This is a genomic window from Mucilaginibacter sp., assembly GCF_965277465.1.
Taxonomy (GTDB): Bacteria; Bacteroidota; Bacteroidia; order Sphingobacteriales; family Sphingobacteriaceae; genus Mucilaginibacter.
Window position 1 is genome coordinate 1,839,721 of the sequence record NZ_CBDICW010000001.1, and the last position, 13,661, is coordinate 1,853,381.

The 13,661-nt window shown below is 41.8% G+C and carries 18 protein-coding genes and 2 pseudogenes; 5 read left to right on the plus strand and 15 right to left on the minus strand.

Going from position 1 to position 13,661, the window contains the following annotated elements; all coding sequences use genetic code 11:
- Positions 1-200: 200 nt before the first annotated feature.
- The 7 genes from ACQY4U_RS08330 to ACQY4U_RS08360 form a co-directional block, all read right to left on the minus strand.
- Positions 201-701: a DinB family protein gene (locus ACQY4U_RS08330; RefSeq protein ID WP_428328933.1), complete on the minus strand. Its 501-nt coding sequence runs from the start codon at positions 699-701 to the stop codon at positions 201-203.
- A 148-nt stretch (positions 702-849) separates the two neighbouring features.
- Positions 850-1,482 (minus strand): HAD family hydrolase, encoded by a 633-nt coding sequence (locus ACQY4U_RS08335; protein WP_428328934.1) that lies wholly within the window; start codon positions 1,480-1,482, stop codon positions 850-852.
- Between the two features lie 26 nt (positions 1,483-1,508).
- Positions 1,509-1,976, minus strand: coding sequence for a GNAT family N-acetyltransferase (locus ACQY4U_RS08340; RefSeq protein ID WP_428328935.1), 468 nt, complete (start codon positions 1,974-1,976; stop codon positions 1,509-1,511).
- Positions 1,977-1,988: 12 nt separating this feature from the next.
- Positions 1,989-2,345 (minus strand): DUF1801 domain-containing protein, encoded by a 357-nt coding sequence (locus ACQY4U_RS08345; RefSeq protein WP_428328936.1) that lies wholly within the window; start codon positions 2,343-2,345, stop codon positions 1,989-1,991.
- Between the two features lie 17 nt (positions 2,346-2,362).
- Positions 2,363-3,577 (minus strand): ROK family protein, encoded by a 1,215-nt coding sequence (locus ACQY4U_RS08350; protein ID WP_428328937.1) that lies wholly within the window; start codon positions 3,575-3,577, stop codon positions 2,363-2,365.
- A gap of 216 nt (positions 3,578-3,793) precedes the next feature.
- Positions 3,794-4,321: a hypothetical protein gene (locus ACQY4U_RS08355; RefSeq protein WP_428328938.1), complete on the minus strand. Its 528-nt coding sequence runs from the start codon at positions 4,319-4,321 to the stop codon at positions 3,794-3,796.
- Positions 4,322-4,378: 57 nt separating this feature from the next.
- Complete coding sequence (locus ACQY4U_RS08360; RefSeq protein WP_428328939.1) at positions 4,379-4,582, minus strand: fibronectin type III-like domain-contianing protein; 204 nt, start codon at positions 4,580-4,582, stop codon at positions 4,379-4,381.
- Here ACQY4U_RS08360 and ACQY4U_RS08365 point away from each other — a divergent pair.
- Positions 4,488-4,748: a hypothetical protein gene (locus ACQY4U_RS08365; RefSeq protein ID WP_428329745.1), complete on the plus strand. Its 261-nt coding sequence runs from the start codon at positions 4,488-4,490 to the stop codon at positions 4,746-4,748. The genes ACQY4U_RS08360 and ACQY4U_RS08365 overlap by 95 nt on opposite strands.
- A gap of 51 nt (positions 4,749-4,799) precedes the next feature.
- Here ACQY4U_RS08365 and ACQY4U_RS08370 read toward each other — a convergent pair.
- The 4 genes and pseudogenes from ACQY4U_RS08370 to ACQY4U_RS08385 all read right to left on the minus strand — a co-directional run.
- Positions 4,800-5,092: pseudogene (locus ACQY4U_RS08370) on the minus strand (glycoside hydrolase family 3 C-terminal domain-containing protein); the annotation flags it as partial.
- A 313-nt stretch (positions 5,093-5,405) separates the two neighbouring features.
- On the minus strand, positions 5,406-5,624 hold the full coding sequence (locus ACQY4U_RS08375; protein ID WP_428328940.1) for a hypothetical protein: 219 nt from the start codon (positions 5,622-5,624) through the stop codon (positions 5,406-5,408).
- Positions 5,621-6,244, minus strand: a pseudogene (locus ACQY4U_RS08380) (glycoside hydrolase family 3 N-terminal domain-containing protein). The gene ACQY4U_RS08375 and the pseudogene ACQY4U_RS08380 overlap by 4 nt, the downstream one beginning before the upstream one ends.
- 7 nt (positions 6,245-6,251) lie before the next feature.
- Positions 6,252-6,779 carry a hypothetical protein gene (locus ACQY4U_RS08385; protein WP_428328941.1) on the minus strand — a complete coding sequence of 176 codons (528 nt, stop codon included), beginning with the start codon at positions 6,777-6,779 and terminating at the stop codon, positions 6,252-6,254.
- A gap of 154 nt (positions 6,780-6,933) precedes the next feature.
- On the opposite strand from ACQY4U_RS08385, the gene ACQY4U_RS08390 reads away from it, so the two are divergent.
- A complete protein-coding gene (locus tag ACQY4U_RS08390) occupies positions 6,934-7,416 on the plus strand; it encodes a DUF2147 domain-containing protein (RefSeq protein ID WP_428328942.1) in 483 nt (160 codons plus the stop codon).
- Positions 7,417-7,525: 109 nt separating this feature from the next.
- Here the strand turns inward: ACQY4U_RS08390 and ACQY4U_RS08395 are convergent, their stop codons facing one another.
- Entirely contained in the window at positions 7,526-8,101 is a 576-nt protein-coding gene (locus ACQY4U_RS08395; protein WP_428328943.1) for a YceI family protein, read from the minus strand.
- A 319-nt stretch (positions 8,102-8,420) separates the two neighbouring features.
- Between ACQY4U_RS08395 and ACQY4U_RS08400 the strand changes: the two genes are divergently transcribed.
- Positions 8,421-9,422 carry an aldo/keto reductase gene (locus ACQY4U_RS08400; RefSeq protein WP_428328944.1) on the plus strand — a complete coding sequence of 334 codons (1,002 nt, stop codon included), beginning with the start codon at positions 8,421-8,423 and terminating at the stop codon, positions 9,420-9,422.
- A 162-nt stretch (positions 9,423-9,584) separates the two neighbouring features.
- Positions 9,585-9,818 (plus strand): hypothetical protein, encoded by a 234-nt coding sequence (locus tag ACQY4U_RS08405; protein WP_428328945.1) that lies wholly within the window; start codon positions 9,585-9,587, stop codon positions 9,816-9,818.
- 29 nt (positions 9,819-9,847) lie between these two features.
- Here the strand turns inward: ACQY4U_RS08405 and ACQY4U_RS08410 are convergent, their stop codons facing one another.
- Both ACQY4U_RS08410 and ACQY4U_RS08415 read right to left on the minus strand, forming a co-directional pair.
- Entirely contained in the window at positions 9,848-10,660 is an 813-nt protein-coding gene (locus ACQY4U_RS08410; protein WP_428328946.1) for an alpha/beta fold hydrolase, read from the minus strand.
- A gap of 18 nt (positions 10,661-10,678) precedes the next feature.
- Positions 10,679-11,311, minus strand: a complete 633-nt coding sequence (locus ACQY4U_RS08415) for a hypothetical protein (RefSeq protein ID WP_428328947.1) — start codon at positions 11,309-11,311, stop codon at positions 10,679-10,681.
- A 157-nt stretch (positions 11,312-11,468) separates the two neighbouring features.
- Between ACQY4U_RS08415 and ACQY4U_RS08420 the strand changes: the two genes are divergently transcribed.
- Positions 11,469-12,767, plus strand: a complete 1,299-nt coding sequence (locus tag ACQY4U_RS08420; RefSeq protein ID WP_428328948.1) for an MFS transporter — start codon at positions 11,469-11,471, stop codon at positions 12,765-12,767.
- On the opposite strand, the gene ACQY4U_RS08425 is transcribed toward ACQY4U_RS08420, so the two are convergent.
- Positions 12,764-13,450, minus strand: coding sequence for a basic secretory protein-like protein (locus ACQY4U_RS08425; protein ID WP_428328949.1), 687 nt, complete (start codon positions 13,448-13,450; stop codon positions 12,764-12,766). The two genes, ACQY4U_RS08420 and ACQY4U_RS08425, sit on opposite strands and share 4 nt — an antisense overlap.
- Positions 13,451-13,661: the final 211 nt, after the last annotated feature.

Below are 13,661 nucleotides of genomic sequence, written 5' to 3' on the forward strand. Positions count from 1 at the left end.
ATTATTCAAGCAAGGCTGTCAGCCTGAGGCACTCGAAGGGTAAGTGCTGGGGCCTTCGCCCGCATGCTTCGGGTGCCTCATTCATGACAATCTAATTAATTTTTATTTTCTATGGGGGCTGTCATCCTTCGGGTACGCGAAGCATGACAACCAAACCCTTATATAATAGTCAGTACAAGCTTTAAACGATAGCAGCAATATTAAACAAATAATGCTTCATCGGCGCTTGGCCCGTAGCTACCTGGGATAGGTACATCAAGCAAACGAAGAAAAACGCCTAACTGCGCCCTGTGATGAACTATCTGGCTATAAGTCATGCGGATCACTTCTTCTTTTGTTCTCACGATTAAAATTTGTTCGCCGTTGCGCAAGGTCCAACTTTTAAGCAGTTCATTTTCATTTGTTTTTTCCAGCTGGGTTTTGCCATCAGTTAATGATTGCTCTAACAAATTAAGCAGGCCTTCGGTATCATTAATTATGCGGGGTGCATAAGGGTTGGCGGCAAAATCCAGTTCATCGGTATTAATAGCCAGGCTTACCCATTCTGGTAGTTCGGCAATGTGGGTAGCCAGCGCTCTGATGGTCATGCTTTTTGGGTGCGGCTGCCAGTCAAACTTATCATTAGGAATCTGCGCAAACATTTTACGGGTGGTTTGGGCTTCCAATTCCATTTCTTTTAATAACATCGGGATAATTTCCATAGCGTTGTGTTTTTGTATTTTTAAATTGTTGTACAAATAAAACACACGCTAATGACAGCCCTATGTCAGCAGGATTTTTTAAATTTTTATTTTTTTAGATTGTAGTCCGTATGCCTCGGATGTTTCAGTGATTTTTCTTAGGTCTGTTTTATAAACCCATAAAACAAGAAGTAAGCGATTTAAAATCGTCAAACTTCACATCGTAATCATCGGTTGTGCCAAAGCCATAGCTTACAAATACAAAGGGGATCCCGGCTTTGCGACTTTCTTCACCGTCGCCCGCGGTATCGCCAATATAAACAGGGTTTTTAAGCTGGTGCTTTTCCATTAATAGCTTAATGTTATGCTGCTTGGGCATGAAGTTAATGCCATAGGCCAGTTCGTCGGTAATATGCTCATCAATATCTGCCCAGTCAATAAACAGGCGGATAATGCCTTTTGCACAATTGCTTAATATAAAAAGCGGATATTTTTCGGCCAGTTGTTTCAAGCCATCCTTAACACCCTCGTATAAAATACCGCCGCTTTGGGGCAGCAATTCACGGCGCTTTTCATTCACCGCCATATAGATCGACTGCCTTTTCTCGTCATCAAAATCGGGCATAATAACAGCTATCACTTTTTTGCCTTCCCAACCAACCATTTTTGCCAGGTCTTCGCGTTTTACTGTTTTATCAATCCCCAGGTCTTTAAATACCAGGTTCCACGATTCGGCGTAAGTATCAACGGCATCCCAAAGGGTTCCATCCATGTCAAATATCAGGCTGTCGGGTTTTTGCATTTTAGTTTTTTTTATTTGTGGATGATCTATTGATCTAAAGTTATTTTGTACGAAAGATAGGCAGTATCTGCCACTTGTTTTTCAAAGCCGATATTTTCATAAAGGCTTTGGGCTGTATAATTATCAACGGCTGTTTCTAATTTAACAAAGGCTGCACCTTCACTTTTGGCAAAATCCATAGATGCTTTTATCAGCGCCTCGCCTATACCCTGTTTGCGAAATGCCGGATCAACATACAGGTCATTCAGCAGCCAGTTTTTTTTTGCCCTTACGGATGATAGGAGCGGGTATAACTGCGTGAATCCGGCAGGGATCTGTTTGCCGCCAACATCGGCCAGGGCAATAAATATTACCGATTCATTATTTTCAAGCCGCTCCTTAATAAAGTTTTCTGCAACACTAATGTCTGGTGCTTGTTTATAAAACACACGGTATTGGTTAAATAAGCCGGTTACCAATTGGTATTCAGTTAGTGTAAGTCGTTTTATCAGCATAAATAATAAAAATTAAAAGGCAAGGGAATCGCAAATGTCAATTGCCATTTGCAAAATGGTGTCCAATGCTTTTACCGGTACATCGGTATTGGAATCGAGCTGCATAATTTTCATGCGGGAGCGATTGCCGGCAATTAGCAGCGGGTGTTCCATTTTACGCCCCTCCACAAAGCCAATATACGGCTGCTTTATTTTAGGATCTACCCATAAATAACAAAACATTTTGCCTTTGTAGCAAAAGAAAGGCATGTTATACTTCCAGGCCTCTGTTATATGCTTGTTGTAAGCTGGGATATGCGTTCTTAAAAAAAGCAGGCAGCTTTTTACAGGTTCTTGTTTTCGCAAATAGAAAAGGTCTATCTCCCGCATTATTTAGCATATTTAGGTTAGCTTGCTACTAACTGGCTTTGCACTTCTTTATCAAAGTTTTCCATCACTAATACTGCCGCACCTATCAGCTCTGCATCAAAACCCAGTTCAGATATTAAAAGTTCGGTACCACCCGAAAGCCGGGGAATACAATATTTATGTAATGCTTGCTGAATGGGCGCCATCAAAATTTTACCCACTTTGGCCCCGCGCCCGCTTAATACAATAGTTTGCGGGTTCATGATATGGATCAGGATGGCTAATGCCTTGCCAATTTTATAACCGGCATCAGAGAACAGCTCCACCGCAAACTGATCACCGTTAATGGCAGCTTCCATAATGGCGTCGCCCATTTGTTTGGAGTGTGCTTCATCAATCTGTTTCAGGCTGGTAACCCGGCCTTGTTCTATACCTGCAATAGCCCTTTTTGATACTACTAACATGGAGGCTTCGGCTTCCAGGCAGCCACGTTTACCGCAGGTACAAAGTGCTCCATCTTCTGATAAAGGGATGTGGCTAAATTCTCCCGCAAAACCGTTACGGCCTCTAAATATCTCGCCATTTACAATCATCCCCAGGCCAATACCCCAGCCCAGGTTAATTACCATAACCTCCTTTTGCATTTTAGCTATCCCGAATTTTTGTTCGGCCAAAGCTATCAGGCTGGAGTCATTATCAATATAGGCAGCTAAACCAATTTCGTCGGTTATATATTGGGTTAAGGTTTTATCACCGGCATCAAGGTACGTATAGTTTATGCCTTTTATCGGGTTAATAAAGCCCGGCATACCAATGCCTATACCTGCAATTTTATCTTTTGCTATGCCTGAGTTGTTGATATATAAGTTTATGTTTTCAATCAGTTTGTTAAGGGCCTGGTTGTTGTTTAGCAGCTTAAGATCAAACATTACCATTTCGGCAACCGGTTGGTTCAGCAAGTCGACAAGCTGAATACGGGTAGACAACTGATCCATCGCTATGGCCAAAATATACATGGCATTTGCATTAATGGCATACATCAGCGGGCGGCGGCCACCGCTGGACGGAGCGTAGCCTTGCTCTATAACAAAGCCCTCGTCAATCAGTTCATTAACCGCCTTGGCTATTGATGGAATACTTTTGTCAAACAGCTCGCTTAGCTCGGCACATGACATAGCCTTATCAAAATAAAGGCATTTGGTGATCATGTTTTTTAGCTGCGTACTCTTAACACTCTTGTTTTTAAATTCCATTAAGTAATTAGTTATAATTGCTCAGTACTGCTGATATGGGTTTACTTTAATCTTTCTAAAATAGGAATAAAGCAGCAAAGTGCAAATGTGATGTTTGGTTAATGTTAACCGGTAAAATAATAAATCCGGGTAAAGGTAATAAAAGATCGTTTTTGTATGATGTTTGATGTGGTTTTAGGCTGCTGTTAAAAATTTCCCCTGTTTGTAAAATTCAGTTTATTCACCTTGATGTATCCAGGTATATTCTTTACCATTCCAAGTTATAAGTTCTCCGGCAAGCGGCTCACCATCCTCTACAGACCATATATTGATGGCTTTATTGGTTAGCTTCCTTTTAGTGCTTCCAATTATGTCGCCATTGTCAAACTTTGTTTCGTAGGCAATAGGTTTATTATAAATCTCCCAACCTTGTACCCACTTCAAGTCGTCCGTTGCATCAAAACCTGCTTTACCCAGTTTGTTGCCTGCGCCAAAAACCTCATACCGCTTGTTATTGCCCAGCATAAGCAGGATACCTAACTTACCGCTCTTTTTGTCTTTAACCATTACGGCTATGTCATTAACCCCATCTCCATTAAAGTCAGCTTTCAGATAAGCAGGTTTTAGATTTTCTTTCAATTCAAACTTGCTGTCGAGTTTGTTACTCCTGAAAGCCGTAGTAATCCAAGCTGGTAACGGCTTTAACTGTGCTTTTAAACAGTAGGGTATAAATAGTATAGTGGTGATAAGGCAAAGGCGATTCATGATACTAAGATAATAACTCCTTAAACCGTATCCCAACAAAGAAATTTACCTTTCACCTTACTTCTCCACTTCAAATTCTTTCTTCAGCTTAATATCTTCGGATGAGTTGCCAATCATCACCTGGAATTTTCCCGGCTCAACGGTCCAGTTCATGTTTTTATCTAATATGGCAAGGTCATCCGGGTGCAGGGTAAACTGCACAGTCTTTTTTTCGCCGGGATTCAAGGCTGATACGCTCAAAACCGCGCAGGTCATAGTCATACACCGTAACACTGCTGCTTTCCTGTTTAAGGTAAAGCTCAACTACATCATCGCCTTTGCGCTGGCCGGTATTGGTAACATCAACGGTTACGGTAATATCGCCCTGCTGGTGTTCCTTTTGGGCGATACCTGCAGGTTGCTCATAGGCAAAAGTGGTATAGCTTAAGCCATAGCCAAAAGGATATAAGGCACCGTTAACGCTGGTTTTACCCCAGCTGTTTGCACCGCCCTGCCCGGCCTGCGAGCCCGGTTTAAACGGAAAGTTGTATTCAATTTGCCCAACTGTTTTAGGGAAGGTGATAGATAGCTTACCGCCGGGATTATTATCGCCAACAAGGTTTCGGCAATTACCTTACCGCTTTCGGGGCCGGGGAACCAGGCTTCAAGTATGGCCGGTACATATTTGTTTTCCCAGTTAATGGTAAGCGGCTGCCCGTTTATCATTACCATAACCACCGGTTTGCCGGTAGCCTGCAGGGCCTGTATCAGCTTTAACTGGCGGCCCGGCAGGTTAAGCCCGGTACGCGAAAGGCTTTCGCCAACGCTGGTCTACACCTTCGCCAACTACTGCTATCACTACATCAACTTTTTAGCCTGCACTAACTGCGTTATCAATTGAAGCCTGTTCTTTGCGGTAAGCGGGGTTTCAATAATCTCGCTTTCGGGCCAGGTGGCATCAATAATATCGCAGCCTTTGGCACTTAGTTACCACGCCGTTACTTGCCCATATAATCCTTAATACCCTCTAAAACTGTAGTAACCGGGTTGTGCGACGGGCCGTAACGGCTGGTAGCATAATTTTTTTCGGCAGCAAGCGGGCCGGTTACCAGTATGTTTTTAATTTATTCAGCGGTAATAAGTTATCGCATTTTTTAAAAGTACCATTGCTTCGCGGTTCATTCTTAAAGCCATTGCGCTTGGCTTCGGCGTTGTGCACAATTTTATCGGCAGCTTTTGGATCCGCTACATAAGGATGATCAAACAAACCTAGTTTAAACTTTACCCGCAAAACATCGCCCACGCGCGAATCCAATGTTTTCATAGAGATCTTGCCCTCTTTGTACCAATTCGCGCAGCGGCATAATATAGGTTTGCGGCATAGTAAAATTGGTGCGCACATTTAAGCCCTGCTTCAAAAGCCTGCCTAACAGCTTCCTTAATATCCCCGGCTACATGGTGCTTGCTGTACAGGTATTCAACCGCTTCGCTGTCAGATACCACATACCCGTTAAAACCAAATTTTTGCCGAAGCAGTTCAGTCAAAAAATAATAGCTGCCGGTAATGGGCTCGCCATTCCAGTCGTTATAACTGCTCATTACCCCAAGGCATGGCCTTCCTGTATCACCCGGCGAAAGGGGTACAGGTATAGCTGGTACATTTCGCGCGGTGCCACATGCGGGTCGGTACGTGCCGCACCATCACGGCCGCCTTTTGGCACGCTGTAAACCGCAAAGTGTTTTAAGGTTGATGCAACACCCTCTTCCTGTACGCCCAAGGGTCATTTGCTTGCCCAGTTCAGCAATTAAAAAAGGGTCTTCGCCATAGCATTCAACTACGCGGCCCCAACGCTGGTCGCGGGCTGGATCGAGTATAGGCGCATAAACATTGGTATAACCAAGGGCCTTTGCCTCGCGGCCAACCGTTTGCCCGGCCTGGCGCACCAGCTCTTTATCCCAGGTGCTGCCAATAGCCTATGGGCGCAGGTAAGGAAGTTGCCCTATCGTGGTTAAGCCCGTGGATACCTTCGTTGGTAAAATCAACCGGGATGCCCATGCGTGTTTCTTCAACAAACCATTTTTGTATGGTATTTATGGCCGATGCATGTTTGCTGTATGGGTAGGAGTATTGGGTTGGCGCATCATCAGTTTTTGAGGTAAGGTTATTCAGTTCTTCATCAATATTGGCAATCCCATCTTTCCAAACTTCGTTTTTCCATGATGGGGTTGGCATTTCTTCTTTCAAAACCCTTTTATAACCATAAAGAGTAGCTAACTGGCAGGTTTTTTCTTCAACGGTCATCTGGCTCAGTAAATCGGCAACCCGTTTATCAATCGGTTGTGACGGATCTTCAAAAACATCCATCCTTCCATTTTTATTAAAATCAACCCAGCCTTTATGGTAAATATTTTTATCCTGGGCCGGGGATCTTAAAGCGCACACCAATAGCAGGGGAAGGAGCAATGGAAGTTTTTTCATAGGGAATGAAATAATAGCTTTGTTCAAATATATAAACTGTGTAGCAAATACACTACCTTAAGGGGTGTAAAATATTTGATGGTTAATACCTTATGAATACCGCATCCCGTTTTATGGCATATAGATTGTTTTAATAGTATAATACCCCCAAATTATGACAATGAAATACCTGTTTTGCTTTTTTGTACTGATTTTAATAACAACTGTTAACTCAAACGGACAGGTTAAGCAACCCAGCGAATTGATTTGTGGAAGATGGGAATCAACCGAAAAGAACCTGATTGTGCAGGTTTATATGGAGGACGGCAAGTTTAGGGCAAAAATACTCTGGTATAATGATACAGAAGGTAAACCTATGGATTACTGGACCGACGAGCGTAACCCAAACCCTGCTTTGCGCAGCCGCAAAATTTTAGGCTTAAGTGTTTTAACCAACCTTACCTACCATCCTGAAACAAACTCCTGGGAAGATGGAGTGATCTATGATTCTAAACATGGCCGCGAGTGGAACTCGTCTGCCTATCTGGATAAAAAAGGCGAATTAAAAGTTAAGGGCTATTGGCACTTTAAATTCATTGGTAAAACTATGACGTTTACCCGGATTACGGCGGGCGAGTCATTAGTCAAAAGTCATTAGGTATTAGTGTAGTCATTTGCTGCTTTTAAAGCTTGACTCTTACATATAAAAAAAGCGCTCCGGACAACCCGGAGCGCTTTTTTTATATTTTTTACTAATTAAAGTATAATTAGTTAGCTTTTGAAAATTCGCCGTTAGCTTTAACAACAACTTCGTCGCTTAACATTGGTGAGCCGTATTTGCTGCCAAAACCAAAGTCAGAACGTTTGATGGTACCAGTAACCTGGAAGCCAGCATCATCAGCTTTGCTCATTGGGTTAGTGATAGTACCGCGGTACCATAATTCAAAAACAACTGCTTTAGCTGTACCGTGTAAAGTAAGGATACCGTTTAATTTATAGTGATTAGCTGATGTTTTAGTGATGCCAGTGCTTACAAAAGTAAGTGTTGGGAAAGCAGCAGCGTCAAAAAAGTCTGGTGATTTAAGGTGACCATCGCGTTGATCGTTATCAGTACTTACAGAAGCAGTATTAGCGGTCATGCTAACTTTAGCATCACTGAAATCTGGTTTTGAAGATACTATAGTAGCTGTAAAATCTTTGAAAATACCGTCAACATCAGACACTGCTAAGTGAGTAATAGTGAACTGTAATTTTGAATGTGCTTTATCAACATTCCAGGTAGTTTGTGCAAATGATGCCGTGCTGAATAAAGCAATTGCAGCTAAAGTGATTAATTTTTTCATGATTGTTTTTATCTGATTAGTTTAAGATTTTGAATTTCTTTGTCACAAAGGTAATACATAAAATGAACCTTTTTAAAAAAAAGATGTTTAAACATCTTTTTTGACAATTTTGTGATTTTGGTAAATGATTGCGCTAAAAGTAGGAATAAAAATCATTAAAATCGGGGCTAATTATATCGCTATAATACTGTCATTTTAAACCAAAGCACCAAACCAGATAAAATTTGTAATGTTAAAAATCCTATAATTACATTTATTCTCAGCTATTATTTAGCATCGTTTTAATGAAATTAGCAGGCATCAACATAAAAACCATATTATGAAATACAGGGAACTTGGAAACACAGGCGAAAAACTATCTGCAACGGGCTTAGGCTGCATGGGCATGAACCACGGCTACGGCACGGCTAATGATACGGAATCAATAGCTACTTTAAACCTGGCACTTGATCTGGGTATTAACTTTTGGGATACGGCCGATGTTTATGCCAACGGAAAAAATGAAGAACTGGTTGCCAAGGTACTGGCCCCAAACCGCGATAAGGTTTTTATAGCTACCAAGTTTGGTTTCAGGCAGCGGGAAGATAATGGTGCATTTCCGGGTGGCGCAGGTTCTTATTTTGACGGTTCACCGGCTTATCTTAAAACCGCAGTTGAAAAAAGCCTTAAAAGACTAAATATTGATACCATTGACCTTTATTATGCACACCGTATTGACCCTGAAGTACCTGTTGAGGATATGGTTGGCGCAATGGCCGAATTAGTAAAAGAGGGAAAGGTGCGTTACTTAGGGCTTTCAGAAGCGTCTGCAGCGTCTATACGTAAGGCTCATGCTGTTCATCCGATAGCTGCTTTACAGAGTGAATATTCCCTGCTAACAAGGGATGTGGAGGCTGAAATATTACCCACATGCCGTGAGTTAGGTATTTCCTTGGTCCCTTTCAGCCCGCTTTCGCGCGGCTTAATAACCAATACTTTAAATATTGATGACCTGGCCGGTAACGATTTCCGTAAAACACTACCACGCTTTAGCGATGATTATAAGGATAATAACAAGCAATTAGCTGCTGCTTTTGCCCAGTTGGCTATACAAAAAAATTGTACTCCCGCACAATTGGCGCTGGCATGGGTACTGGCACAGGGTAATGATATTATACCCATACCGGGTACCAAAAAAACAAAGTACCTGCGCGAGAATGCAGCTTCAGTTGATGTGGAGCTTTCGGCAACTGATTTAAAAGACATACAGGATACCATGGATAAATACCCAAATACAGGCATGCGTTATGGCGAAGGTGCCTTTAAACTGGTAAATAATTAATAGCCTTAAATTTCAGCTAAATAACAAGTGTTGCGTATAATAAGCTTCTATTGAATTAATAGTTAAAATTCGCGGAAAACACGGGGTCAAATACCGTTAAAATACCCCCTGTAAGGAGTTGCAGGCGCATGATTTACCACCTAATTTTGGGCTATCAAGCCTATGAAAACCATCGAAATAAAAATTAAAAACGAAACATTTAAAGTTATCCCTACAGAGGGCGACGGTTTTATTTTTAGTGTATTTAATCATACAACGTTCCATATCATTAAAAAAAATGATTTTGGGATATGGACAACTGTTGAACATCGGTTTGGAGCGGAAACCCTCCCGATTGATGAAATTGGCGAGGCTATTGATAACTATTACACAAGCCGCCCGCAGATGTATCAGTAATGTTTAGCAGGTTTTGCAATCATTACTGATCATTTTTTACGCGTAAAAAATTCATTTACGTTCCTGTCAAAATCATCGGTATGCTCAATTAGCGTACCGTGCCCGGAGTTAGGCACTACCCATAAATTAGCCTTTGCAATATGCTGGTATATCAACACGGTATGTTCAATAGGGATTAGATCATGATCGCCGCAAATAATCAGCGACGGGCATTTAATAGCTTTTAAGGCCGATAAGGGGATGTTGGGCTGCAGATAATCAAGCAAAAATATTTTCCAGGCATTTTTTTCTTTGGCTGTTTCCCAAACCTTGTTTTTTGATGCGGCGTACTGTTTCTGCATATCTTTCCATAGCGATGGGATCAGCGCGGTAGAATCAGGCCATAAATTAGCCCCGGTAGATGCCAGTTTAATCACTTTTTGAGGATGACGCATAGCTATGAGCAGGGCATTGATCCCGCCATCGCTCCATCCAATAATATAAGCTTTGCTGATGTGCATGGTATCGAGCAGAACAGCGTAATCATCGGCCATCATTTCAAAGCTCAGGGGATCCTTACTGTCGGCTGACCGGCCTTGCGCCCGGCTATCGGCAACAATTACTTTATATTTTTTTGCAAAGTAGGGGATGATTTTTGCAAAATTATTGATGCTGCCACCGTTGCCGTGTATCATTAGCAGGGGTTTGCCTTGCCCATAAACCTCGCAATACATTTTAAACCCGCGGATATTATAATACTTACCCACTGCGGCGTTACTACCATAATTAATGGCCTTTTGCTGGCTAAAGCCAAATTGGACAGCTAACAGTAAAATGGTTAAAAGAGTAAGTGCTTTTTTCATTTTTTTAAGATATTGCGGTTATTTTCCGAGTGATAAAACTATCATATAAACGAACATGCCAGCTGAGCAAAGCCCGATGGCAAGCGGAGTCCAGATGGGCCTTAAGCGGTATAGTGCATTATTGCCAATGTAGTTTTTCCAAAAAATGGCATTCATAGCATAAGCACCTATTATACTGATAAAAATTCCCGAACTGGTGGGTAAATTAAATTCTTCGCCCAAAATAATGGTTGCAGCAGTAACCCCCAGGCCAAACAGTACAACCAGCAAAGCCTTTGCTGTACTTTGCCTTTTAGCCACATTCATGGCAAGCATTATAGATCCGAAGAAAACACTGAACAGGATAGAGAATATATAAATAGCCCTTTTTGAATAATAAGAAGGTGCCTCGGGGTCTTCTATCTGGTTATTTTTTTGGTCGTATCTAAAAAAGTTAAGATCATTGGATGGCGTTTCGGCAAGCTGCCTGCGGGCCTGCATATCCTCATCAATTACCTTAAGCTCCTCGTCGGTAAATTCTATGCCGCGTGCCTGTAATTCAGCAACTGAAAGCTCAATCGTTTCGGGCAAATACTTTTCCCTGTTATTTATATAATCCTGAAGTTCTTCGTCTGATTTTAATGAGATTTTATATTTTAAACGGTCGTCCATTATAAACCCTGATTTTTAATATTGCGGGCAAGCTAAAATAGTCAAATTTATGAGGCATTATTATCTGCGTCTAAGTATTTAAATTAGGAATTTAATAATGCTGCTAAAAAATTATAGATTTATGCTGAACAGTTACAAACCGTGTTGAATAAATTAGATGCAAGCTAAAAATCCTGCGCAGCAAACAACAACAACAAGAATACGCTCTATAATAGGCGGCTCATTAGGTAATTTAGTGGAGTGGTATGATTGGTATGTTTATACAGCCTTTTCCTTATACTTTGCGGGTACATTCTTTCCGTCGGGCAACCAGGTGGTGCAGCTGTTAAATACCGCCGGGGTTTTTGCCATCGGCTTTTTAATGCGCCCAATAGGCGGCTGGGTAATGGGTACTTATGCCGATAGAAAAGGCCGTAAAGCGGCACTCACCTTATCTGTTTTATTAATGAGTGTAGGCTCGCTGATAATTGCAGTAGTGCCCGGTTATAAGCAGATAGGAGTGGCTGCACCTGTTATATTAGTGCTTGCCCGTATTATCCAGGGTTTAAGCGTTGGCGGTGAATATGGTACCAGCGCCACTTACCTTAGCGAGGTAGCTACCAAAAAGCATCGTGGCTTTTATTCAAGCTTTCAGTATGTAACGCTTATAATGGGGCAGTTGCTGGCATTGGGTGTGCTGATATTATTACAGCAGGCTTTTTTAACCGATAAACAATTGCACCAATGGGGCTGGCGCATTCCATTTGGGGTGGGCGCTGTACTTGCCGTAACAGTGATGTACTTAAGGCGAAGCATGACAGAATCTGTCGACCTAAATAAAGATGATAAAAAGGTAAGGGACACACGGGGAACCATTAAAGCATTGGCGCAACACCCCAAAGCTGTGTTTACGGTTATTGGTTTAACTATAGGGGGCACACTGGCTTTTTATACGTTTACCACCTATATGCAAAAGTTTTTAGTTACCTCATCGGGCTTCACAAAAAATGCGGCTACGCTTATTTCAACCTTAACGTTGGTTGGTTTTATGTTGCTGCAGCCTGTATTTGGTTTACTGTCTGACAAGATTGGCCGCAAGCCACTGTTAATAGGCTTTGGGATATTGGGTACACTTACCACAGTGCCCATCCTTACAGCCCTGAGCCATACTAAAGATGTTTGGATAGCTTTTGCTCTAATAATGTGCGCGCTGATAATTGTTAGTGGCTATACTTCTATAAATGCAGTAGTAAAGGCCGAGCTTTTCCCCGCAAATATCAGGGCTCTGGGGGTTGGTTTTCCGTATGCAATAGCAGTTTCGCTTTTTGGAGGAACAGCAGAGCCATTGGCCCTGCTGTTTAAAGTTAAAAACCACCAGGAGTGGTTTTATTGGTATGTTACCATTTTTATAGCCCTGTCATTACTGATCTATAGCACCATGAACGATACCCGTAAGCACTCAAAAATTGAGGACTAAATATCTTTTACTGTTATAGCCGGGTTTTCGGTATAGCTTTTCCAAAGCTCATCAACTGTTTTACCTGTAAGTTGTTTCCAGCTGTTATCTGTGTAGGTATGTTTTCTCATCTGGCTGTCAAGCTCTTTAACAATGCCGGGTTTAACGGTTTGCTCAACCCAAACTAAAAAACGGGCGGTAATACGGTAAGCATTATCATAGTTTTGCGTGGCTTTGTAAGCAGGCAGCGTCCATTTTGCGGCAGCGTTGTTTACACCAAACTTGTTACGGGCATAGTCAGCAATGCCTTCGGTTAACCAGCCTGGTCCGCTGCTGTCGCCGTAATCCTGTACAATGTGCATTACTTCGTGGGTAACTACATCAATATCTTCGGGGCGCTGGTGCAGCCAGTGGGCAGCAATGGTAACCTTGCCGTCAGCCGTAGCAGCTACACCTTTATAGGTAGTATCAATAACCATAATAACCGCTTTAAGCGTAGCCGGGTTGTACTCTTTAGCAAGTTTAGGGTAAACGGTAAAAAAAGTAGTTACCAATCTTTCCTGTTCGGCTTTATCAAAAGTGGCATCGTAATTAATAAAAGTAAGCTTATAGCCGTTTTTGTTATAAACCTGGGTGGTTTGGGCATTGGCTGTTGTTATAATAAAACAAGCCAGCAGTGTAATAATAGCTAAGGTATTTTTCATTCGGGCAATTATCATGTTTTTTTAGTTTAAATCAATGGGTAAGAACTGTTTTTCGGGAGTTTTAACAGTATCGTTACATTGAAGTTTCAGGCTAAAAAAGGCGGTTATTTATGCTGATAACATAATACCCGTTTCCGGGGCATCTTTTTCCGGATTTTTAAACCCGAATGCAACAATTATGCTGATGAATGCAACTGTTAATAATAATATT